Raw genomic sequence first — 22,292 nt, forward strand, 5'->3', positions numbered from 1 at the left:
GGCGCCTGGCATGCGGCCTGGCGACGACGATCTGTGCCGATTTGAAAGGAAATCGTCATGAACACTGGAACTGTAAAATTCTTCAACGCCACTAAGGGCTTCGGCTTCATCGAGCAGAGCAACGGACAGCCGGACGTCTTCGTCCATGTGTCTGCTGTCGAGCGCGCGGGTATGCGCGGCTTGGTTGAGGGTCAGAAGCTCAGCTTCGAGGTCGTCAAGGACGACCGCAACGGCAAGAGTTCGGCTGAGAACCTTCAAGCCGCGTAAGGCTATAACGCTTCTGGTCCTTGACCACGGATGTACTGGCACTGGCCATGGAAGCGTCAGGAGAAGGTCGGGAAACCTCCCGGCCTTTTTTCTTTTTCGGCGTCGCAATCGAGCGGCGCGAGGCCGAGACTGCAGCGCCGTGGCATCCTCATGTAGTGCCCAACGCCGGTCAGGCCGGAAGGGGAATGTGCTCCTCGCGGTCATCGACAGGGAGATCGAAGCGTCCCTTGCCCCAGTTCTGCGCGCGCCATTCGGCTTTAGCTTCTTCGATGCGTTCCTTGGATGAAGCGACAAAGTTCCACCAGATGTAACGTGGTCCACCGAGCGTCGCGCCACCGAGGATCATCAGCCGCGCACCTCTCCCGCCGGCGGCGACCGTGATTTTGTCGCCGGGGCGGAAGACCATCATCTGAGGTGCCTCGAAATCCTGGCCGGCGATCGAGACCGAGCCTTCGACAATGTAGATGGCTCTGTCTTCATGATCGTCCGGCATCGGCAGGCGGCTTCCCGCCTCAAGCTTCACATCGGCGTAGAATGCTTCCGAGAACAGGGTTGCGGGGGCCGCTTTGCCATAGGCATTGCCAAGGATGAGCCGAACCGAGACGCCGCCGTCCTCGATGATCGGCAGCGCCTCCTTGCCGTGATGCTCGAACATGGGCGCCATGTCCTCGTGGCTTTCGGGCAGCGCCAGCCAGGTCTGGATTCCGAATAGGCTGTTCGGGCCGCTTCGGGCCGCCGCAGACGTGCGCTCCGAATGGGTAACGCCGCGACCGGCAACCATCCAGTTCAGCGCGCCCGGACGGATCAACTGATCGGCACCTGTGCTGTCGCGGTGATGGAAGTCACCGCGATAGAGATAGGTGACGGTGCCGAGACCGATGTGCGGGTGTGGCCGGACATCGATGCCCTGCCCGGTCAGCAGCTCGGCCGGGCCGGCCTGGTCGAAGAAAATGAACGGCCCAACCATCTGCCGCTTCGGCGCCGGCAAGGCGCGCCGGACCTCGAAACCACCAAGGTCGCGGGAACGCGGAACGATGAGGGTTTCGATTGCGTCAATGCCCACCTCATCGGGACAGCCCGGTTCGAGTGCTGGATTCCAACTCATAGGGGTCATCCTTTCCTGGGCTTTCAGGCGGCACCATGGCCGACAGAAGCCGGGTTCTGATCAGTCTGCATCGCGCGGGCGCGTTGAGCTATGGGCCATGAGAGCGATCTAGCAAGCGGCGGTCTCCGCATCTAGCGCCGCAAAGCGCTAAGCTGTGTCGCGAAAAGTGGGACGCGCCCAGCAATCTATGGATCAACCCTCTCCCGCACCCGCCCCGGCTGCTTTGAGGCCGGCAAGGGGCTTGCCGCGACCGACACCTCAAAGTGCGGCGTCTGTCCGAAATATTCGATCAGTAATTCGGTCAGGACCCGGATCTTCCGGGCGGGATGCTGGCCTGGCGGGCGGACGACATAGGCGCCTGCCGGAGGTGGTGGATGCCGTGTCATGATCGGCACGAGCGCCCCGGACGCCACATATTCATGGGTGAGGCAATCGGGCAGGTAGGCAATGCCGAGGCCGGCTGTTGCGGCGGCGACCAGAGCTGTGCCGTTGTCGGCCTTGAAACGCCCCTGCGGACGAACCGTGATGATCTTGCCGCCGTCCATGAATTGCCAGGCTTCGGTGCCCTGCATGAGTGCCTGATGGGCGACGATCTCCTCCGGCGTCTCCGGCGACCCGTGTGCCGTGATATAGTCAGGACTTGCGACGAGCTTCCCGTAGATCGGGCCGACGCGTCTTGCGATCAGATTGGAATCTTGAAGATAGCCGACCCGTATCGCGCAATCATAACCCTCTGAGATGAGATCGACGAAGCGATCGCTGTAGCAGGTCTGGATGTGGAGTTCAGGGTGGCGTCGCGCCATCTCCGCGAGCACGAGAGCAAAGTGCGTCGGCCCGAACGTAAGCGGGGCGGCAACGCGCAGGCGGCCTCGTAGCTCACCGGTGGGCAGGATCGTTTCCCTGGCCACATCGATCTCGGCACTGACCCTTGCGGCATAGTCCCGAAAAGTGGCCCCGGCTTCGGTGAGAGCGGCCCCGCGGGTCGTTCGTGCAAGAAGCTGGATGCCAAGTTCCGCCTCGAGCCGGAAGAGCCGGCGGCTGACGATCGACTTGGAGACGCCGAGCCGGAGCGCAGCGGCCGAAACTCCTCCGGCATCAGCAACCTCCACGAATGTCTTCAGCTCTTCGATGTCCACTCCGGCGTTCCCCTTCTCGCGACACAGCTCACCTTGAAAGGACACTACCGCATCGCGCGCGGGAACCGCAGTGTCCCGTTCGGGCAACGCCGCCGCTGGCGCATGTCTCCCGGAAAAACCAACGCCGCGCACGACGGCAGCAAAGGATGCAATGATGAGCTTTCGAAACGGCCTTGCTTCGCTTCTTCGTCCCGAAGACTCGGTACTCGTCCTGATCGACCACCAGCCCTATCAGCTCACGAACCTGAACAGTCACGATCCGCACATGGTGGTGAACAACTCGACGGCTCTGGCGAAGTCCGCCAAGGCCTTCGGCGTCCCCACCATCCTGACGAGCGTGATCGCTGATCGCGGCGGCCTCATCTTCCCCCAGATCACTGATGTGTTCCCCGGCCAGGAAGTGATCGACCGGACGTTCATCAACACCTGGGAGGACCAGAAGGTGGTGGACGCAGTCAAGGCGACCGGCCGCAAGCAGTTGATCATCGCCGGCCTATGGACCGAGATATGCGTCGCGATGCCGGTGATCCAGGCCCTCGGCGAAGGCTGGGATGTCACTGTTATCACCGATGCGTCAGGCGCCGTTTCGGTCGAGGCCCATGAGGTCGCCATCCAGCGCATGATCGCGGCCGGCGCGAACATGATGACCTGGCTGGCGCTGGCGGCGGAATGGCAGCGCGACTGGGCGCGGACCGAGACGGCGGTCGAACTGACGGAGGTGCTCAAGCAGCATGCCGCCGGCAGCGGCATTGCATATCTGTGGGAACAGCAGTTGCTCAACACGCCGGTGCCGACCACCGCAGCCTGATTGAAGCGGGATGACGAGGATCAGAAACGAGGCCTTGTGAAAAAGCTGGCCTCTCATCAGGCCTTGTCATCCCCTTTCAACCGGAAGGCCGCCTCCTGCCAGCCGGTGCACCGCGCACCCTGCTTCAAGCCTCGACTGTCATGCGCCCGTCATGGGACCGGTCTTAAGTCCCTCGGCTTCACTTATCCGAGGAATCTTATGTCGCGCAGGATCGTTCTTGCTCCGCTCGCAGCATCGCTGCTCATCGGCACCAGCCTGTCGGCCAGTGCCGACCCGTTTTTCAACCGCATCGCCACCATGAGCGTCCGCGACAACCTTCCCAACGGCGGCGAAGGGGTCGAGGAAGCCGTTGCCGAAATCATCTCAGCCTCCGAAGACGGCATGACGCTTGTCTACACCGATGCGCCGGGCAAGCAGGTCGGAATAGTCGATCTCACCGATGCCAGGAAACCCAAGCCGATGGGAACCGTCGCGGTCGGCGGTGATCCGACGTCGGTCAAGATCGTCGGCGGCATCGCCTATGTCGCCGTCGACACCACGGAGGACCTTACCAAGCCTTCGGGCAAGCTCGTTTCCATCGACATCGAGGCCAAGGTTGTCAGGGCCGAATGCGACCTCGGAGGCCAGCCGGATTCGGTGGCATCGAGCAAGGACGGCGGCTTCCTGGCCATCGCCATGGAAAACCAGCGCGACGAGGAGGTCAACGGCGGCGCCATACCGCAGGCGCCGGGTGGTAGCCTGGTTACGATCAAGCTCGGCGGCGAGGCGCTGGACTGCGCCGCAGTCAAGACGATCAGCCTCACCGGCCTGACGGACATGGTCGCCGCCGAGGATCCCGAGCCGGAATTCGTCGACATCAACGATAACGGCGAAATCGCGCTCACGCTGCAGGAAAACAACGCCATCGCCATCATCGACGGCACGACAGGCGAGGTGAAAAGCCATTTCAGTGCCGGAACGGTCAGCCTCGACAAGATCGACACGGAAAAGAATGGGGCCATCGAACTCAACGGCTCCATGGCGGATGTCGTGCGTGAGCCGGATGGCATCGCCTGGATCGGCAACGATCGCCTGATCACCGCCAATGAAGGCGACTGGAAGGGCGGCACCCGCGGCTTCACCATCTTCAATCGCGATGGTTCGGTTGCCTATGATGCGGGAACGAGCCTCGAGCATGAGCTCGTCTCGCTCGGCCACTATCCTGAAAAGCGCAACAAGAAGGGCATCGAGATCGAAGGCGTGGCTGTCGGTGAATACAACGGCGAGACACTGCTGTTCGTCGGTTCCGAGCGCGGTTCGGTGATTGCCGTCTACCGCGACAACGGCAACGAGCCGCAGCTTCTGCAGGTTCTTCCCGGCGGGATTGGCCCCGAAGGCCTGCTCCCGATCCCCTCGCGCAACCTGTTCGTTGCAGCCACGGAAACCGATCTCACTGAAGACGGTGGCATCGGCGGCCAGGTGGTTGTCTACGAACGCGGCGAGCATTCAGCTCCCGCCTATCCGACGATCCGCTCCGAAGCCGGTGCCGATGGGCTCCCCATCGCCTGGGGCGCGCTGTCCGGCCTGGTTGCGGACGCGTCCACACCAGGGCGCCTTTATGCGGTGACCGACAGCGCCTATGGCGCAGCCCCACGGATCCTCACCATCGACGCGGCACAGAAGCCTGCCCGCATCACCGCCGAGATGACCGTGACCCGCAACGGCTCGGCCGCCGCCGATCTCGACCTCGAAGGCGTGGCGCTGGTGAGCGGCGGCGGCTTCTGGCTCGCCTCCGAAGGCAATACCAAGGAACGCAAGAACCTGCTGCTGCGCATGGACTCCGAGGGCGCCATTCAGGAGGAAATCGAGCTTCCTGCCGATGTCGCAGCGAAGGCCACGGCCTCTGGATATGAAGGCGTCGCGGTGACGGGTGAAGGGGAAGACCAGCTGATCTGGCTTGCCCAGCAGCGTCCCTGGAAGGATGACGCGGAAAACGAGGTGAAGCTCTTCGCCTACAAGCCTGCCACGAAGGAATGGTCGGCTGTTCGCTACCCGCTTGATCCGAAGGGCGCGGGATGGGTCGGCCTTTCCGAAATCACCGCTGCCGGCGACCGCGTCATCCTGATCGAACGCGACAATCTGCTCGGCAGCGCCGCCAAGCTGAAGAAGCTTTACGCCGTGGCACTGGCAGACATGATGCCTGCGCCCCTCGGTGGCGAGCTGCCGCTGGTGACCAAGACGGAAGTGTATGACTTCCTGCCTGCTCTTCAGGCGCCGATGGGCTATGTCCTCGACAAGGTGGAAGGCTTCGCCGTGGACGCAAATGGTGATGCCTTCGCCGTCACCGACAATGACGGCGTGGACGACTCCTCGGGCGAAACCCAGTTCCTGTGGCTGGGCAAGCTCTGAGATCGTGACGTTCTGAAAAAAGCGATTGCTCCGATCAAATGGGGGAGGTCACCACGTGACCTCCCCCAGAGCTCATAAGTGCCGTTCAGGCACTCGCTGTGTCCCGTCCCGACGCTTGCCGGCCAAATCAAAGCCGCTCCCGGACGCCTGATATGTCGAGCAGATACATCTGCCTCGATCCCTCATGGACTGAATCGATGCAGACCATGTTGTTGCTTCGGCTCCAGCGCGGGTGAAGATCGCAGCGGTTGTGTTTGCCCAGATCAGAGGGCGTATAAAAGGCGCCTAGGTCGTACCGGCGATCCTTGTGGGTATCGAAAAGGAACAGGGCGCGCTGGTTGGTCCTGTCGTCCGGGTAGGTGTCCGACAGCATCCAGCGACCGTCGCGGCCATAGGTCATATGGCCGTTCTCCGTTAAAATACCGCGGCCGATGACTGTTACAGCGCCGCTTCGATCATCATAGAGCTGGTAGTGAATCTCACCGTCGTGAGGCCCCCAGACGATGATCTCGTCATCCGATTTCCAAAGAGGATGGGAGATCTGGTAGATAGATTTCTCATAGTCGAAGGTGCCGTGCTGGCTGGGATCATAATCTGCTTCCAGCTGGGGCAGAGGATGATCGGTGTCCTCCAACAGCCTCAGATCGGAACCGTCTCCGTTCATCGTGAAGAGACGATGCAGATAGCAGAACTCGTCGTCGGGCCGTTCCGTCCAGCGGTGAATGAACAGGAAGCGGGTGCCTGACGGATTGACCTCCATATGGGTGATCCAGTGCATGGCCTTGTCCATGGAAGGCACGTGCTGGAAGTCGAAGAGCTGGCGAAGCGACAGGATGAGTTCGGTTTTGCCCGTCGCGATGTCCATGCGCCAGACGCCGTCGTCCTCGGGCGCGAGCTCCAGCTCAGGCTCCTGTTCCGTCGCCAGATAGCCGATCGTTTTATGCGTGGCGATGAATCGGGAATAGTTCAAGGTTAGCGCAAACGCCCCGTTCGGCGCCATCACATAGATGGGCAGCGGCAATTCATAGCTTTCGCCGCTGGCCGGATCGACAACGGTGGAGCGGAAGTCGGGGTAGACATTGGCGGGGCCGGACGCACCGGTCGCCCGGGTGTTATAGATGATCTTGCCCGTTGATCCCACCCATTGCAGCTGGCAGCCCATCTGCCAGTTCCAGGCGGTCGTCTCGCCCAGCTTGTGCCAGCGGTCGCCATCCTGCAGATCGAAATATCCGACCTCTGCCACCTCCTTGCCGGTGAGGTTACCGGTAAACATCGGTGTGCGGTTGGCGAGCAGAAACCGGTCATCGACACTGAAATTGGTCTTGTTGTAATAGCCGAAAAAGCTGTTCAGCTTGCCGTCTCCGACCTGCCTTATGGGTACTTGCCTGCTGATGTCAGCGATCCCGAACGTCATTGCTCTCTCCCCATTCATGAATCTTGCTACCTGAGCTGCGACAGGAAGGCGTGCATCCGGTTCATGGCCGTATTGATGATCTCTTCGCTCGTCGCGAACGACATGCGGAAGAACCCCGGCTGCAGGAACGACGAGCCAGGAATGACCGCAATTTCCGCCTGCTCGAGCAGCGCTTCGCAGAAGCTGTTGTCGTCGGTGATCGTCATGCCACCGACCTTTTTGCCGTAGGTCTGGCGGATATCGGCAAAGATGTAGAAGGCGCCCTGAGGCGGGATGTAGCGGATATGGGGCATTTCGGAGAGCCGGCGGGTGATGAGATCTTTGCGGATCTGATAGCGGTCGCGCATCTGATCGATTTCCGCCTGGCCGTTTCTCAGACCACCCAGCGCCGCCCATTGCGCGATGGAACTGGCGCCGGAGGTGTTGTGACCCTGCAGCATGGTCATGCGCTTGATGAGATCCTGCGGGCCGATGGCAAAGCCGATACGCCAGCCGGTCATCGCCAGGGCCTTGCTTGCGCCATTGATGTGCAGCATCCGATCGCGCGCCTGCGGGCACAGATTGAGTGGGTTCCGGTAGACGAGCCCGTCGAAGATGATGCGCTCGTAGATTTCATCATTGATGATGGTGAAGTCGAACTCGATGGCGAGCTGGCACAGCCCAGTGACGAGCTCGTCACTGAAGATGCGCCCGGATGGGTTGTTGGGAGTATTCAGGATCAGCACCCGGGTGCGCGGCGTGATCGCAGCCCTGATATCGTCCAGGCTGAAATCAAGAGTTTCGGGATCAGTCTCCACGACGACCGGTGTGGCGTCGCACAGGCGGATCTGTTCGACATAGCTGACAAAGGCGGGAGCGATGAGTATTGCCTCATCGCCTGGATCAAGCAGCGCGGCGCAGGCCTCGAAGATCAAGGGTTTTGCCCCCGATCCGACGATGACCTCGGTGGCAGCGTAGTCCAGATCGAAGCGGTCCTTGTAATATTTGGCGACTTCCGCCCGCAGCTCGTTGAGACCCGCCGCCGGAGTATAGAAGGTCTTTCCGGCCTCGATCGCCGCCTTCGCGGCCTCCATGACCGAGGGAGGCGACACGAAATCCGGTTCACCCGTGGAAAGCGATATGATATCGCGCCCCTGCCGGCGCAGGTCTGCCGCCCGTTCGGAAGCCATCCGCGTGGCGGCGGGCTGCAGGCGCTTGAGACGTTCGGCAATCCGAACCATGGCGGTGTCCTCTGGCTGGTGCCTCTAGGGATGAAGTGATCAGGTTGTCTGGCCGCCGTTGGCGGCGATCATCTGCCCGTTGACGAACCGTGCTTGCGGCGAAGCAAGGAAGGTGACGACCGCGGCGATGTCCTCAGGCTCCGCCATGAACCCAACCGGAATGCCGGCGAGCTTCTTGGGATCATCTGCGGCCCCCCCCTCGGTCAGCGTCTGCCCTGGAGACACCGCGTTCACGGTTATCCCCTTTGGACCGAATTCCGTTGCCAGAGCTTTCGTCAGTCCCCAGATCCCATGTTTGGCTGCGGAAATATGAGCGCCCTCGAAATAGCCCTGGATCGACTTCATTCCCGTCATGCTGACGATCCGCCCCCACCCCTTTTGCACCATGCCGGGCAGAAAGGCCTGAGAGGTGCGAAATGCGGCGGTCAGGCTGGTGTCGACGACCGCCTGCCAGTCCTCCTCTTTCACGCCCAGGAATGGACTGTGAGGTCGAACGGCTGCGTTGTTGACGAGGATGTCCACCGTGTGGAATTCGCCGAGCGCTCTGTCAGCTATTCCCGAAATTGCCTTCGGATCGCGCATGTCGCCCATAGCGATGAGCGCCCTCGCACCCTGCGCTTCTACAAGAGCTGCGGTCTGCTCACAGCTTTCACGGCTTGTCGCGCCGTTGACGATCACGTTGCAGCCCAGCCGCGCCAGCCCCACCGCGACCGCACGCCCGATATTGCGTCCCGATCCAGAAACAAAGGCCGTCTTGCCGGCTAAAGTTTTGTCGCTCATCTGGCTTCTCTCTCCGTCCCAAACGTCTTGAAATCACGGCGCGGCGTGGACGCCGGACGACATGCGGCCGGATAAGCCGCCGACCACAAGCCGAGCTGGACCCGCGGCCGTCTCATCAGCTGCACGATGATCGCGAAGCCCGACCCTTCAGTGTAAGGATGGCAGCTGTAGACCGATTGTCAACAAACCGTTGACAGACATGGATCGATGGCATTGCATGGCGTCATGAGTACCGATGAAAAAGCCATGGAAGCCGTCACGGAGCGGCGCGATCGCACGCTTACCCTGGTCGCCCGCGACAGATTGGAAGAGCTTATCCTGACGGGCGAGCTGCAGGCCGGCTCGCGCCTGAACGAGCTCACGCTTTCCAGGCAACTGGGCGTCAGCAGGGGCCCCATCCGCGAAGCCGCCAGACTTCTGGAGAGAGACGGGCTGGTTTCCTCGATCGCGAACCAGGGTGTCTTCGTCCGGCAGCTTTCGGTCGAGGACGCTGTGGAACTCTATGAGATGCGTGCGGTGATCGCCGGCTATGCTTGCAGCTGTCTCGCAAAGCGTGCCGGCAAGGAAGAAAAGGCCGAATTGCGCCGCTTGGTAGAGGAAATGGACCAGTGTATCATCGAGGTGCGCGAAGACGACTACTTTGTCCTTAATCTCAGATTTCACGATCGCATCGCAGAGCTGTCGGGAGGGCGCAGGACCTCAGAGCTTTACAGTTCCCTCGGCAAGGAGGTGCGCCTTCTGAGGCGGCGCGTGTTGCGCGGGAAAGATGCCATGGAGTTCTCCAATGGCGAGCACAAGGAAATTCTGAAGGCGATCGAGCTTGGTGACGTGGCGACGGCGCGAGATGCCGCTGAACAGCACCACATCAGCGGCAAGCGCCGCTGGCTGGAGACACTCTGATGAAAGCTTAAAGGGTGTTGGGGCCAGGAAAAGAGCTCCAGCACTTACAAAAAGGCGGTGGTCCGCCAAAAAAGGGGAGGAATGCAAATGATACGGCATACGATAAGGCATGCCGCGGGTTTCAGGGCACGCGCCCTGGCATTCGCTTGCGTCGCCGGCTTGCTCGGCACGGTTCCCGCGCTCGCGGACTATCCAGACAAAAAGCTCAACTGGACGATCGCTTTCGGACCTGGTGGCGGTAACGACATCATGGCCCGGACCATGGTCGAAATCATCAATAAGTACAAACTCTACCCCGGCGATATCGAACTTCAGAACCGGGCAGGAGGTAGCGGCGCGGTCGGGTGGGGGCATCTCTACTCGAAGTCCGGCAGCGACTACGATATCTCGACCACTTCTGGCAGTTTCATAACGACACCGCTTCAGGCCAACACGCCCTGGAAGCCTGCTGATTTCACACCCGTCGCCCTGCTTGCAACCGACGATCTGGCTCTTGTCGTCCACGGCAAGTCGAAGTGGAACACCATTGAAGAATTCATCGCTGACGCCAAGAAGAAGCCACCCACAATAGCCGGCACCGGCACGGTTAATGTCGATTTCATCGTTCCGAAGATCTTTTCTGAAAAAGCCGGCTTCGACATCAAATACATCTCGTTCAACGCCATGGGCGACATGACAACGGCCCTGCTCTCGAACGCGGTAGACGCCATGGTCAGCAATCCAGGCGAGATCGTCGGCATGGTTGAATCCAAGGACATGAAGGCCCTCGTTTACAGCGGAGAAAAGACCCCCGAGGCTCTTGGACCGGTGCCGACCATGAAGGAGAAGGGATATGACGTCGGCGTCTCCATGCCGCGCGGGGTGATCCTTGCTCCCGGCGCGTCGCAGGAGGCGAAGGACTTCTGGATCAAGACCTTCCAGAAGATCGTCGAAACACCCGAATGGCAGAAGTACATCGAGTCGAACTTTCTGACCGAAAACATCAAGTATGGCGATGACTTCGCCAGCTTCCTCGAAACCACGCAGGATGGATTCGAGAAAGTGCTGCGAGAGCAGGGCGCCATCAAGTAAGTCGCAGCCCCTTCGGTTGGCCGCTGGCTCCCTCGGCGCCGGCGGCCTAAAGCAGAAAGCAGCAACATGCGCATTGTTTTTCTGGCGTTGCTCCTGACGGCGAGCTTGCTCTATTCCTATTATGCCTATGACACCTTGTCCTTTCTGACGACGACCGGTCGTCTCGGACCCGGTTTCTTTCCGCGCATCATCGGCACGCTTCTCGTTGTCCTGTGCCTGGCAGCCCTCATAAGTGATCGGCGTTCGGCCGCCGACGAAGGCGATATTGGTGTGGCGGCAGACGCCTGGTCCGTTGCCGCGATGGTCCTGGCGAGCATTGGCTACCTTGTGGCCTTGCGGTTGGTCGGCGGCGTCGTGGGGACGGTCATATTTCTGCTGGTCATCCTGTCGATCTTCAACAGAGGCCGGTATTTTCTCAACGCCACCCTGTCGGTGGCGGTGCCGGCCTGCCTCTACCTGCTCTTCGTCGTGACGCTCAACGCGGACATGCCGGAAGGACTTCTGCCACTGCCATTCTGATGGCGGCACGGCGGCTGCGGCCGCAAAAGGAGCTTCGCTTCATGGATATCTTTGCAGATCTTTGGATGGGTCTGGCCGTCGCCGTTTCGCCCATCAATATTCTTTATCTGCTGGTGGGTGCCATGGTCGGCATGGTGGTCGGTGTCATCCCCGGCTTTGGACCATCGGCCGGCCTCGCGATCCTGCTGCCGGTGACGATGGGCATGGATCCTACCGGTGCGATCATGATGCTGGCGGCCATCTATTACGGTGCGATGTACGGCGGCACGATCACCTCTATCCTGCTCAACACCCCCGGCGAATCCGCCACTGTCGCAAGTACATTCGATGGCTACCCACTGGCGAAGAAGGGTCGCGCCGGTCCTGCCCTGGTGATGCAGGCCGTCGCCTCCTTTGCCGGCGGAACCATCGGGGTGATGCTGCTGACAGTGCTCGCGCCCGCGTTTGCGCAGGTTGCGCGCAACTTTGGTCCGCCCGAATACTTCCTTCTGGCCATGCTGGGCATGATCACTCTTCTGGTGATGCTCGGGCACAACTGGAAGCTTGGCCTCATATCCGCGCTTATCGGTTTTGCTCTCGGTACGGTCGGCGTGGATCTTGAGACGGGCCAGAGCCGGTACACCTTTGGATCGGCCGAGCTCATTGGCGGCATAGAGTTCATTCCCATTGCCATCGGCCTTTTTGGTTTGGGCGAACTCTTCTATTCCTTCTACGAAGGTGCCCATAAAACCGGCGCCGACAGGTTGATCCGATATAGCGAGGAAAAGCACTTCTGGCCGTCTCTCCACGACTGGGTCAGCACGCGCTTCACGATGATCCGGGGCTCACTCCTGGGCTTCGTGGTCGGCGTGATCCCCGGCGCCGGCGCGACGATCGCGTCGCTTATGGCCTACTCGCTGGAACGGTCGGTCTCCAAGCGTCCGGAAAACTTCGGCAAGGGTGAAATGGCGGGCCTGGTGGCGCCAGAGGCGGCGAACAACGCCGCATCGTCCGGTGCCATGATCCCGCTTCTCACCCTCGGTATTCCCGGGTCCGGCTCGACGGCCGTCCTGCTCGCCGCCTTTCTGATGTGGGGCCTGCGCCCTGGACCGCTTTTCATGGAACAGAATGCGCCGCTCGCCTGGGGGTTCATCGCTTCCATGTATCTGGGAAACATGGCGCTGCTCGTGATCAACATCTTCGCGATCCCGCTGTTCGTGCAGATCATCCGCATCCCTTACCGCATCCTCGCGCCCATCGTCGTGGTCATCTGCACGATCGGTACATTCAGCGTGGCCAGCTCGAACATCGAGATGTACCTGATGTTCGCGGCGGGCGTCGTCGGCTTCTTCATGCGGCTTTACGGCTATTCGCCCGCCGCCCTGCTTCTTGCTCTCGTTCTCGGACCTATGGCCGAGGAAGCACTGCGCCAGACGCTGATGATCTCACAGGGGTCTGCCACGATCTTCTTCGAACGGCCGGGTTCAAACTGGATCATGGTGACCACGGTGGTCCTGCTGGTGGTACTGCCTCTGCTCCAGCGATTCGGACGCACCGCACGTGCCGACCCCGCTAGCGCTGGCGCGTGAGGAGCTATCTCTGGATAGCAGTTCAGACGCTGCGGACGCGTTTGGAGACCGGAGAGCCGATGCTCTCCGGTCCGCTTTCCGTCAGCTCAGGAGCCACTCGCTGAAGCGTACATCCGCTTTTGCCTTGTGCTCGCCCCAGAACGCATCATTCACTGCGACAGTCTTCGCCAGATTGTCCGGGAACGACGGCAAGGCGGGCGCTCGTTTCTCATCTATGAACTTGTAGGCGCCGGGGTTGGTCGGGCCGTTGCTCAATTCCTTGGTGTAGGCGGCCTGCCGGTCGGCCCTGGCGCAGAACTTGACGAACTGGCGTGCAAGATCGGCCTTGGGCGCGCCCTTCGGGATGCACCAGCCCTCCACGCTGTAGAAGCCACCTTCCCAATCGATGGCCACCGGCACGCCGTTGTCGATGGCAGTCTGGGCCCGGGCGTTCGGCATGGGACAGATATCGACCTCCCCGGTCTGAATGATCTGGGTGCTCTGAGGCGCTGAATCCCACCAGACCTGAACCTGCGGCTTGATCTCGTCCAGCTTCTTGAAGGCCCGGTCCCAGCCCTCTGCCGTGGACAGAACCTTGTAGATATCATCACCCGGCGCAACGCCGTCGGCACGCAGGGCGACCTCGATGGAATCGCGTGCGAAACGGCGCATGCCGCGTCCGCCGGGCAGTTCCTTGTCCCAGAGGCTGGCGAAGGATTTGACGTTCTTCATCCGGTCGGACCGGTACGCCAGGATGAAGGTGTACAGGCCGTTGCCGACGAAGAACGGGGTTTTCATGTTGGCGGGGATGGCGGCGACATCGTCCCCACCGAGGTCGAGGTCCTCCACCAGATCGGACTTCTTCAGAAAGTCCGCGATGTCGGCGGAGATGCCTCCGCTGAGATCCCAATTGTAGCTCTTGGTTTCCACCTGCGCCTTGAACTCGGCGGCCGGATAGCCGCGCCGGGCGACCGATGTCACCGCGATGCCGGTTTCCTTCGTGAAAGGTTCGTAGAAGGCCTCCTTGAAGGCCGTGGTATAGGCACCGCCCGGATCTGCGCAGACCAAGGTCTGTGCAGCTTGGGACGGGCGCCACAGCCAGGGCAGAGCGACGCCGGCGGCACCGGCAGTCATGGCACCTTTGATGAGGGTGCGGCGAGATAGGTTCAACGTGTCACTCATGGTTCTGCGCTCCAACGGTTCCGGTATCAGGGCTTATCTTCGACGGCTTCTGCGTCCGACGAACTCGGCAATCAGGATGATGGCGGCAACGAAAACGAGCATCAGCGTGGAGACCGCCGCCAGAGTAGGGCTGATGTTGAGAAGAGCTTCCGACCACATCTGCCGAGGCAGTGTCGTGGCGATGCCACCGCTTACGAAGAGGGCGATGGTCAACTCATCGAACGACCGGACAAAAGCGAACAGGAATGCGGTGATCAGGCCGGTGCGTATAAGCGGAAAGGTGATGTAGCGGAAGGTCCGGGCCTGGTCCGCGCCCAGCGTCCAGGCAGCCTGGTCGAGCCGCTGGTCGTAGTTCTTCAGCACGGCCATCACGGTGATGATGACGTAGGGCAGCGTGAAGACGGTATGGCCGATGACAAGACCGATATTGGTGCCGATCAGCCCGACATAGGAGTAGGCGTAGAACAGCGCCACGGCGACCACGATGTGCGGCAGGATGATGGGCGACAGGATGAAGGCGATGATCGCCGTCTTGCCCGCGATCTGCTGACGGGACAGGAAGAAGGCGGCGGGAGTGCCGAGAACGACCGACAACATGGCCGTGCTGAGCCCAACCCCGACAGAGCGAAGAGTGGCCTCCTGCCAAATGGCGGAGCTGAAATAGGCCTCGTACCACTGCAATGAGAATCCACGCGGCGGCCAGCCGAAGAAGCTGTTTTCCGAGAACGACAGCGGGATGACGAAGAAGGTCGGAACCGCAAGAAAGATGATCACGGCCAGACCGACCAGCCAACGTGCGGTCATGCGCTGGCCGCCGGGCCGATCGTATTTCGGCCGGAACAGCATATGGAATCCATGGCCGATGCCCCAGCCGATCCAGCTGATCCCGGCGATGAACCGGCGGCCGATGTCGGAGCCCAGGCGCGAGAGAAGGCCGTCGCGTCCACGGCTCTTGCCGTAGCTGGCGCCACCGGTCAGTGCCGACATGCCAAGCACGCGGTCGAACAGATAGAAGATGCTGAAGGCGGCCACGAGAAGCATGACCGATATGGCCCCGGCGAAGCCCCAGTTCAGCATTTCCTCGATCTGGATGATGATGAGCTGCGCCATCATCATTTCACGCGGGCTGCCAAGAAGCGTTGGCGTGATGAAGAACCCCATCGCGGTGATGAAGACCAGCAGGCCGGCTGCGGCGACGCCCGGCAGGGACAGCGGGAAATAGATGCGCCAGAACGAGTGGGAGGTGCCCGCGCCCAGCGTCGAGGCCGCCCTTGTCAGGTTGGGATTGATGCTCTGCATCACCGAGAGCATGGTCAGGATGGCGATCGGCAGCATGGCGTGCGACATGCCGACCATGACGCCGAAGAAGTTGTACATCAGCTTCAGCGGCTGCTCGATGACCCCCAGCGAAGCCATCCACTGATTGAGGACGCCGTCGCGCCCCAGCAGCAGCATCCAGGCGAAGCTGCGCACCAGGAAACTGGTCCAGAACGGCACCATGACCCATATCAGCAAGCCGCTGCGGGAGGCCGGAGAGACGGACGCCAGGAGATAGGCGACCGGATAGCCCGCAACGATGCAGATCAGCGTGGTCCAGAGCGCGATACTGAAGGTGTTCTTGAGCACGTTGAAATAAAGCGTGGTGCTGAACAGGCGCTCGTAATGGTCAAGATTGATCTCGCCGCCGGCATCCACGATGCTGAGCCAGAGCAACTGGCTGACCGGTATCAGAAAGACGATCAGAAGGAAGATCGACGTCGGCAGCAGTGGCCACAGTCGCCGGAATTTAGCCGACCGCAGGCCGGAGTCCGCCCTGGCGGGAAGCGGCGCCCTGAGTGCGGTATCACTCATGGCCGACGCTCCGTCCGGGCAGCACCACGGTGCGGGCGGCAGGCCAGCCGATCCGTATGGTGTCGCCGCTGATGGCGCTGCGGGTTGGCGCGGTGGTCAGCTGCGTGAAGGTCACGTCGGTGCCGTCGGCCAGCTCGCCGAAATATTTGGTCACCGGACCGACCATGACGCTGTTCCGGACCCGCACTTCTGCCGCGTTCTCGGCATGTTCGTCCGACCGCAGAAGCGTGATGTGCTCGGGGCGCACCATGATCGACAGCTCATCGGTGCCACTGCGGCGCGGATCGTTCGTCCGCGGCGCGCGGATCATGCCGCCGCCAGGCCCCTCATAGGTATCGAAGTCGGTGTCCTGATCCTTGATTCTGACGGGAAACATGTTGGCGCCGCCCAGGAACAGCGCGGTGAAGATGCTTTTGGGCTCGAAATACAGATCGTTGGGCGTGCCGATCTGCTCGATCTGGCCATCGTTCATCAGGCAGATGCGGTCCGACATGGACATGGCCTCTTCCTGATCATGCGTGACGTAGAGGATCGTGGTCTTCAGCTCCTCGTGGAGCATCTTGATCTCGATCTGCATCTGGTCACGAAGCTTCTTGTCGAGCGCTCCCAGGGGCTCGTCCATGAGGACGATGGAGGGTTGGTACACGGTGCAGCGCGCCAGGGCGATGCGCTGCTGCTGCCCGCCCGACAGCTCACTGGGAAACCGTTCAGCCACATGCGGCAACCGCACGATCTCCAGGATCCGCTTCACCTTGCGGTCGATCTCGGCGGCGGGCATGCGGCGCATGCGCAGCGGAAAGGCGATGTTTTCGTAGATCGTCAGATGCGGGAACAGGGCATAGTTCTGGAACACCATGCCGATGTCACGCTGATGACTGGGCGCAAAAGTAGACAGAACGCCGTCGATACGGATCTCTCCACCGTCCGGCAGCACCAGGCCAGCCAGTGTCATCAGCAGCGTTGTCTTGCCTGAGCCGGAGGGTCCGAGCAGCGTCAGGAACTCGCCTTCCGGCACCTCAAGCGACGTCTCCTTCAGGGCCATCACAGACCCATAGGACTTCCAAACGTTCTTGATGCTGAGTTTGCTTTTCATGACAGAGCCAGTCCTTCGGCTTCGCCCTTGGGGGCGGCTATGGTTGTGTGCGGCGCGGCGCTCCAGCCCGGGCCGTGCAGGTGATGCGCCTGCGCCAGGAAGCTCGCGATCTCATCATCGCGGCCGCTATCCTCCCAGCTGAGATCGTCCATCAGCTGATGCAGCACCGCCCTCTGCGCCTCCGGTGCAAGCCCGGCCTCCCAGCCGACCCCGGCGCGCCGGAAGGCGGCGTCGTAAAGCGTCACGGCATGCTCGCGCGGCCGGGATGTGCCCGGCGCACTGTCGTGCGAGGCATATGACGATGGGCGCGCCGGACCTGAGGCAGGAATCCTGCCTGCCACGATCCGCGCCATGTCGCGGCCGCCCGATCGGTGGTTCATGACGGAGCCCATGGTCATGGCGAAGACGCCGGGGAGGCCGTCGGCCGCCAGGTCATGGATGTCGCGCGACCGTTTGCCGAAGGGCATCATCGGGTCGTAGGTCAGCGGGCGCACGCCGGACCAGGTGAACACGACATCCGATGCCTTTATCCCGGCACCTGGCAGCATGAGATTTGCCTCACGCACGAGCCAGCCGATATCTTCCGGCGTGGTATGAATGTCGTCCAGATCGCCTTCGTAGAGGGTTTCAGTCGGGCCGAAGTAATGATAGCCGCGCCAAGGCACACAGTAGAACGGCTCGTTCTTGCTGTTGATGATGGCAAGCCCGTAGTCGCGGCACTCCTCGGGCAATTTGACCACGATGTGGGCGCCCTTCGTGCCAAGAATCCTGCGGCTGGCCGCCGGTGCGGCCTCGCGGTTGATCTGATCGATCCAGATACCGCCCATGTTGAGGACGATCTTGCCGGTAACCGTGACCTCCTCGCTGTCGACCAGCATATCCGACAGGCCCACGGTCCAGGCCTCGCCAGTGCGAGTGAGCAGCCGCGCGGAGGTGTAATTTCGCACGGTGGCGCCAAGGCGCTCGGCGTCCATGACGTTGTCGATGCAGAGGCGCTCCGGCCAGTCCATCTGGTATTCACGGAAGAGCGCCACGGCTTCCAGACTGCCGTAATGATCACCGAGCCAACGGATCAGCGGCAATTCCTTCGCCCGTTCCGCCGACACGCGTCTGTAATCGAGCGGAGGGTTTGCGGGGCCAAGGCGCTTCAGCACCGCGAAGGCGGCATCGAGATGCCAACCGCGATAAAGACCGCCCTTGTAGATCGGGAAGGCGAAGTTCATGGCCCGCGTACGAGCAGGAGAGGTCTCGACGAGTTCGGCGCGCGCCTGCATGGCAAGGCGCGCCATCCGCAGTGCAATGGCGAGACGCTTTGGGTGCCGCACAAAATCCATAAGCGAGCGTCCCGGCGCCAGATAGCGCAGCCCGCAGTGCAGAAGCCGACTGGAGCGGCTGGTGGAGCCGGAGGCAAAGTCGCCCTTGTCCACCAGCAGCACGGTGTAGCCGGCAGCGGCCAGATGCTGGGCCGCGCTGGAACCGTTGATGCCGCCACCGATCACGACAACATCATAGGTCTTGCCCTGCAATGAGGTGATGGGCGCGCGCATCGGCATCTCCTCTCAGAGCGCCCGGGCGACGCGCATGGCGTCGAGCACCGCGGAGTGGATGTTGCGGCTGGCGACGGCATCGCCGATGCGGTGGAGCTCGAAGCGGCCGGGGTTGTCTTGCCGCCTCTGAGCCTGGCCGGCCAGCAGCGCCGCGATATCGGTGACGCCGTCGTTGGTCGAGATTGAGGTCAGCGACTTGAACACCTCGTCCATGGGAACCGTCCCATGTTCCACCACCACCTGATCGGTGATCACGGTCTCGGTTTCCAGCGTCACGTCATTGAGGAAAAGCGCGGCCAGCTTGTTGCCCTCGCGCCGCACCTCGACAAGGCGGCGGTCGAAGAAGGGACGGATGCCCAAGCTGTAGAACTGCTTTTTCCAGGTGACGCGCTCGGCGTAAGTCAGCTCAACGGCCAGATAGCCGTCGATGGAGAAATAGTCGACGCGGCGGCCATCGGCAGCGACCTTCTCGGCCACCTGCGGACCGGGATGACGGCCCGTGCCGTCGAACACCACGACATGCTCACGCGCGGTCGCGCTCCCATCCAGAATGTCCCAGGCGCTGGTGCAAAGCTCCGCGCCGACGATCCAGTCGAGGTCGGGGACGCCGCCAGTTGCGATGATCACGGCATCGGGCTCTTCGGCCAGCACATCGTCCATTTCGGCATAGAGATTGGTGCGGCAGTCGACCTTCAGGCGTTCCAGCTGAGCGACCCGCCAATCGATGATGCCGCGCAAATCGCGCCGCCAGGAATGGCGGCTGCCGATCAACACCTGGCCGCCCAGTTCGGCAGCCGCCTCGAACAAGACGACCTTGTGGCCGCGCTCGGCCGCAACACGTGCCGCTTCCAGTCCGGCCGGACCGCCGCCGACGACAACCACCTTCCGGCCGGGCGCGGTCGCGCGGGCGATGGTGTGGGACATTTCGGTCTCGCGTCCGGTGACCGCATTGTGGAGGCATTTCGGACGATAGCCGGACATGCAGTGGCTGGCGCCGACACAGGGACGGATTTGGTCTTCCTCGCCCGCCAAGATCTTCTTGACGATATGCGGATCTGCGATATGGGCTCGCGTCATGCCGGCCATGTCGAGATGGCCCTGGCCCACGGCATGGCGGGCCGAAGCGACATCGGCCATGCGGGCGGCGTGGAACACCGGCACGCCCACCTCGCGCTTGAAGGCGCCGACCGCCGCGACCCAGGGCGCCAGGGGCGTGCCCATGGAGGGCATATTGTCCCGGGCCAGCGCAAGCTCGGTATCCATCTTGCCATAGATGGCGTTGAAGAAATCGAGGTCGCCCTCGCTCTGGAGGATCTGCGCGGTGGCGATACATTCCTCCAGGGTAAGGCCGCCGGTCGGCCCCTCATCCACCACGAAACGCATGCCGACGATGAAGTCGTCTCCCACCTGGCGGCGGATTTCCTGGTGCACCATGATTGGAAAGCGGCAGCGATTTTCCAGCGATCCGCCGAAACGATCGGTGCGTCGGTTGGTCAGCGGCGAAAGGAACTGGCCGATGAGGTGTCCGCCCGCCAGCGTCTCGATCCCGTCGAGGCCACCCTCCTTGCAGCGCAGAGCCGCCGCACCGTAGGCCTTCACGACCCGCGCGATGTCATGCTCATCCATTTCCTTGGGGAAGCTGCGGTGCAGGGTTTCGCGGATGGCCGATGGCCCGATGGTGGGCAGCCAGTCTCCGCCATAGGGATCGCCGCGACGGCCGAGGTGAGTGATCTGGCACATCAGCGCGGCGCCCTGCGCGTGTATTCGCTCGGAGAATCGCTGAAGATGCGGAATGATGCCGTCGTCACCGACGTTGAGCTGGCGGAAGATGTTGGGCGAATCCCGATCGACGTTGGACGATCCGCCGAACATGGTCAGCGCTATGCCGCCCCGCGCCTTCTCCTCATGATAGGCCTGATAGCGGTCGGTGGGGTAACCGCCCTCCTCCAGTCCGCAGGCGTGGCTGGTGCTCATGAAGCGATTGCGCAGCCGCAACCGCTTGATGGTCAGCGGCCGGAGCAGTGGATCCCGGGACAGACTTTCAACTTCTGATGTGTTCTGCTCGGCTAACGCGGTATCGGACACGGGGGACGCACCTTCTGTTTCGGACTGGTCGGACGGAGGCACTGCGGGGCGTCAGGTCAGAAGGAAACCGGCGCCGACGGGATCACTGGGGTCGAGCAGCCATTTGGCATAGCCGTAGATGTTGGCGGCTCCCTTCACCGTTGACTGGAGCACGCGTTGCCCGCCCAACGTCTCCTCGCCCAGAAGTTCGCCCTCGAAGACACCACCCAATGGGCCTTCAGCGAGAATTTTGCCGCCCGTTCGCAGCGTGCCCTGACGTTCCAGCAGCGCCACCATGGCGCTGACGCCCGTGCCGCCGGGCGAGCGGCCGGCCTGGCCATCACCGAAAATGTGGATGTTGCGATAGGTGGCATCGGCGCGGTCAGGCTCGTGATGAAACGTCACGATGTCGATCCAGTCGATGTGGGCGTGCACCGGATGCTTGACCTTGATCTTCTCGTTCAGCTGCTTCTTGACCGAAGCCCCGATGCGGCGAAACAGATGGACGTTCTGCGGCTCGATCTTGGCGATCGAGCGATCCCACTTCACATGGCCGAAGAAGTTGCCGCCGAAGAGGATGTCGGCCGTTCCCTGGCCAAATTCGCCCAGATCAACCGGCACGTCCAATTCCTGGACGAAGGCGGGAACATTGTGGAAGCGGCAGGACACCACCTCGTTGCCGGCGCTTTCGACCTCCGCGGTGATGGGGCCGACCGTTGTTTCCAGCCGAACGGTCGTGAGCGGCGGCGTGGCCTTGACCCAGCCGTTGGCCACCATCGCCATTGCCAGGCCGATGGTGCCGTGACCACACATGTTCATGAAGCGGTCATTGTCCATCCAGATCACGCCGCCGTCGAAGCCGGGCTCGGATGGAGGCGTCAGGAACACGCCATACATGTCCTTGTGGCCGCGGGGCTCCAGCATGATGGCGCGGCGCAGCCATTCGAAGTTCTGCTCGATGAAGCGGCGCTTCTCGAGGATTGAGGATCCGGCAGGATAGGTGATGCCGCTGTGGATGATGCAGGTCGGCGCGCCTTCCGTGTGCGTGTAGCAGACATCGACGAAATTATTGATACGCATGCGCGAAATCCCCGTTTCAAGACACCGGTCGGGGCAGACCATCCCGAGAGCTTGCGCTCGCGGCACAGCATCAGTCGCCACCGGGTGAAACGGCGACGGCATCAATCCCCTCATAATAAAGGCTTTTTTGCCACACTGGGCCGCCCTTTATATGCATACGCAAACGTATACATCGATCGCTTCAACTGTCAACACGGCTGCCGAAATGGCTCGAAATGCGGCCAAAATCACCTATATCGCCCATTTTTTGATAAGCTTGCGGCGACCAGCCTCAGTTATGTATACATATGAGCGGGCTTGGTGTTCCGCAGATGCGCAGG

At 61.9% G+C, this 22,292-nt stretch carries 18 protein-coding genes; 7 read left to right on the forward strand and 11 right to left on the reverse strand.

The genetic code is table 11. From position 1 onward, the window contains the following. Positions 1–57 precede the first annotated feature (57 nt). Positions 58–267, forward strand: a complete 210-nt coding sequence (locus tag IEV58_RS00730) for a cold-shock protein (RefSeq protein WP_188407760.1) — start codon at positions 58–60, stop codon at positions 265–267. Between the two features lie 169 nt (positions 268–436). Here IEV58_RS00730 and IEV58_RS00735 read toward each other — a convergent pair whose 3' ends face one another. Continuing rightward, a complete protein-coding gene (locus IEV58_RS00735) occupies positions 437–1,372 on the reverse strand; it encodes a pirin family protein (protein WP_188407761.1) in 936 nt (311 codons plus the stop codon). Between the two features lie 185 nt (positions 1,373–1,557). Continuing rightward, entirely contained in the window at positions 1,558–2,508 is a 951-nt protein-coding gene (locus IEV58_RS00740; protein WP_188407762.1) for a LysR family transcriptional regulator, read from the reverse strand. A gap of 151 nt (positions 2,509–2,659) precedes the next feature. Here IEV58_RS00740 and IEV58_RS00745 point away from each other — a divergent pair, with 151 nt between their 5' ends. Together IEV58_RS00745 and IEV58_RS00750 are read left to right on the forward strand one after the other, a co-directional pair. Then, the gene (locus IEV58_RS00745; RefSeq protein ID WP_229729095.1) at positions 2,660–3,316 is read left to right on the forward strand and encodes a hydrolase; all 657 of its coding nucleotides are present in this window, start codon (positions 2,660–2,662) and stop codon (positions 3,314–3,316) included. A gap of 198 nt (positions 3,317–3,514) precedes the next feature. Beyond that, positions 3,515–5,704, forward strand: a complete 2,190-nt coding sequence (locus tag IEV58_RS00750) for an esterase-like activity of phytase family protein (RefSeq protein ID WP_188407763.1) — start codon at positions 3,515–3,517, stop codon at positions 5,702–5,704. Positions 5,705–5,831: 127 nt separating this feature from the next. On the opposite strand, the gene IEV58_RS00755 is transcribed toward IEV58_RS00750, so the two are convergent. From IEV58_RS00755 to IEV58_RS00765, 3 genes are read right to left on the reverse strand one after another with little or no spacing between them, the layout of a single operon-like run. Continuing rightward, on the reverse strand, positions 5,832–7,118 hold the full coding sequence (locus tag IEV58_RS00755; protein WP_188407764.1) for a hypothetical protein: 1,287 nt from the start codon (positions 7,116–7,118) through the stop codon (positions 5,832–5,834). 26 nt (positions 7,119–7,144) lie between these two features. Then, the gene (locus IEV58_RS00760; protein ID WP_188407765.1) at positions 7,145–8,338 is read right to left on the reverse strand and encodes a pyridoxal phosphate-dependent aminotransferase; all 1,194 of its coding nucleotides are present in this window, start codon (positions 8,336–8,338) and stop codon (positions 7,145–7,147) included. 39 nt (positions 8,339–8,377) lie between these two features. Further along, entirely contained in the window at positions 8,378–9,118 is a 741-nt protein-coding gene (locus IEV58_RS00765; RefSeq protein ID WP_188407766.1) for an SDR family NAD(P)-dependent oxidoreductase, read from the reverse strand. A 225-nt stretch (positions 9,119–9,343) separates the two neighbouring features. Between IEV58_RS00765 and IEV58_RS00770 the strand changes: the two genes are divergently transcribed. The 4 genes from IEV58_RS00770 (at position 9,344) to IEV58_RS00785 (ending at position 13,176) form a co-directional block, all read left to right on the forward strand. Next, complete coding sequence (locus IEV58_RS00770; protein WP_188407767.1) at positions 9,344–10,018, forward strand: GntR family transcriptional regulator; 675 nt, start codon at positions 9,344–9,346, stop codon at positions 10,016–10,018. An 87-nt stretch (positions 10,019–10,105) separates the two neighbouring features. Further along, entirely contained in the window at positions 10,106–11,089 is a 984-nt protein-coding gene (locus tag IEV58_RS00775) for a Bug family tripartite tricarboxylate transporter substrate binding protein (RefSeq protein WP_188407768.1), read from the forward strand. Positions 11,090–11,155: 66 nt separating this feature from the next. Then, positions 11,156–11,608, forward strand: a complete 453-nt coding sequence (locus IEV58_RS00780) for a tripartite tricarboxylate transporter TctB family protein (RefSeq protein WP_188407769.1) — start codon at positions 11,156–11,158, stop codon at positions 11,606–11,608. Positions 11,609–11,649: 41 nt separating this feature from the next. Next, entirely contained in the window at positions 11,650–13,176 is a 1,527-nt protein-coding gene (locus tag IEV58_RS00785) for a tripartite tricarboxylate transporter permease (RefSeq protein WP_188407770.1), read from the forward strand. A gap of 81 nt (positions 13,177–13,257) precedes the next feature. On the opposite strand, the gene IEV58_RS00790 is transcribed toward IEV58_RS00785, so the two are convergent. The 6 genes from IEV58_RS00790 to IEV58_RS00815 are packed head-to-tail and all read right to left on the reverse strand — an operon-like array spanning position 13,258 to position 21,972. Further along, positions 13,258–14,337, reverse strand: a complete 1,080-nt coding sequence (locus IEV58_RS00790) for a polyamine ABC transporter substrate-binding protein (RefSeq protein ID WP_188407771.1) — start codon at positions 14,335–14,337, stop codon at positions 13,258–13,260. A gap of 33 nt (positions 14,338–14,370) precedes the next feature. Beyond that, entirely contained in the window at positions 14,371–16,188 is a 1,818-nt protein-coding gene (locus IEV58_RS00795) for an ABC transporter permease subunit (protein WP_188407772.1), read from the reverse strand. Further along, a complete protein-coding gene (locus tag IEV58_RS00800; RefSeq protein WP_188407773.1) occupies positions 16,181–17,281 on the reverse strand; it encodes an ABC transporter ATP-binding protein in 1,101 nt (366 codons plus the stop codon). The genes IEV58_RS00795 and IEV58_RS00800 overlap by 8 nt, the downstream gene beginning before the upstream one ends. Further along, positions 17,278–18,828 carry an FAD-dependent oxidoreductase gene (locus IEV58_RS00805; RefSeq protein ID WP_188407774.1) on the reverse strand — a complete coding sequence of 517 codons (1,551 nt, stop codon included), beginning with the start codon at positions 18,826–18,828 and terminating at the stop codon, positions 17,278–17,280. The genes IEV58_RS00800 and IEV58_RS00805 overlap by 4 nt, the downstream gene beginning before the upstream one ends. A gap of 12 nt (positions 18,829–18,840) precedes the next feature. Beyond that, on the reverse strand, positions 18,841–20,913 hold the full coding sequence (locus tag IEV58_RS00810) for an NADH:flavin oxidoreductase (RefSeq protein WP_188407775.1): 2,073 nt from the start codon (positions 20,911–20,913) through the stop codon (positions 18,841–18,843). A 51-nt stretch (positions 20,914–20,964) separates the two neighbouring features. Then, the gene (locus IEV58_RS00815) at positions 20,965–21,972 is read right to left on the reverse strand and encodes a proline racemase family protein (RefSeq protein ID WP_188407776.1); all 1,008 of its coding nucleotides are present in this window, start codon (positions 21,970–21,972) and stop codon (positions 20,965–20,967) included. Positions 21,973–22,292 lie beyond the last annotated feature (320 nt).

The organism is Agaricicola taiwanensis (assembly GCF_014635245.1).
In the GTDB taxonomy this organism is placed as follows: Bacteria; Pseudomonadota; Alphaproteobacteria; order Rhizobiales; family Methylopilaceae; genus Agaricicola; species Agaricicola taiwanensis.

Excerpts from the sequence above, each read along its gene's own strand:
- IEV58_RS00760 (WP_188407765.1), bottom strand. The coding sequence starts at position 8,338 with ATGGTTCGGATTGCCGAACGTCTCAAGCGCCTGCAGCCCGCCGCCACG.
- IEV58_RS00800 (WP_188407773.1), bottom strand. The coding sequence starts at position 17,281 with ATGAAAAGCAAACTCAGCATCAAGAACGTTTGGAAGTCCTATGGGTCT.
- IEV58_RS00745 (WP_229729095.1), top strand. The coding sequence starts at position 2,660 with ATGATGAGCTTTCGAAACGGCCTTGCTTCGCTTCTTCGTCCCGAAGAC.
- IEV58_RS00750 (WP_188407763.1), top strand. The coding sequence starts at position 3,515 with ATGTCGCGCAGGATCGTTCTTGCTCCGCTCGCAGCATCGCTGCTCATC.
- IEV58_RS00805 (WP_188407774.1), bottom strand. The coding sequence starts at position 18,828 with ATGCGCGCGCCCATCACCTCATTGCAGGGCAAGACCTATGATGTTGTC.
- IEV58_RS00755 (WP_188407764.1), bottom strand. The coding sequence starts at position 7,118 with ATGACGTTCGGGATCGCTGACATCAGCAGGCAAGTACCCATAAGGCAG.
- IEV58_RS00775 (WP_188407768.1), top strand. The coding sequence starts at position 10,106 with ATGATACGGCATACGATAAGGCATGCCGCGGGTTTCAGGGCACGCGCC.
- IEV58_RS00770 (WP_188407767.1), top strand. The coding sequence starts at position 9,344 with ATGAGTACCGATGAAAAAGCCATGGAAGCCGTCACGGAGCGGCGCGAT.
- IEV58_RS00815 (WP_188407776.1), bottom strand. The coding sequence starts at position 21,972 with ATGCGTATCAATAATTTCGTCGATGTCTGCTACACGCACACGGAAGGC.
- IEV58_RS00765 (WP_188407766.1), bottom strand. The coding sequence starts at position 9,118 with ATGAGCGACAAAACTTTAGCCGGCAAGACGGCCTTTGTTTCTGGATCG.
- IEV58_RS00785 (WP_188407770.1), top strand. The coding sequence starts at position 11,650 with ATGGATATCTTTGCAGATCTTTGGATGGGTCTGGCCGTCGCCGTTTCG.
- IEV58_RS00780 (WP_188407769.1), top strand. The coding sequence starts at position 11,156 with ATGCGCATTGTTTTTCTGGCGTTGCTCCTGACGGCGAGCTTGCTCTAT.
- IEV58_RS00730 (WP_188407760.1), top strand. The coding sequence starts at position 58 with ATGAACACTGGAACTGTAAAATTCTTCAACGCCACTAAGGGCTTCGGC.
- IEV58_RS00735 (WP_188407761.1), bottom strand. The coding sequence starts at position 1,372 with ATGAGTTGGAATCCAGCACTCGAACCGGGCTGTCCCGATGAGGTGGGC.
- IEV58_RS00790 (WP_188407771.1), bottom strand. The coding sequence starts at position 14,337 with ATGAGTGACACGTTGAACCTATCTCGCCGCACCCTCATCAAAGGTGCC.
- IEV58_RS00795 (WP_188407772.1), bottom strand. The coding sequence starts at position 16,188 with ATGAGTGATACCGCACTCAGGGCGCCGCTTCCCGCCAGGGCGGACTCC.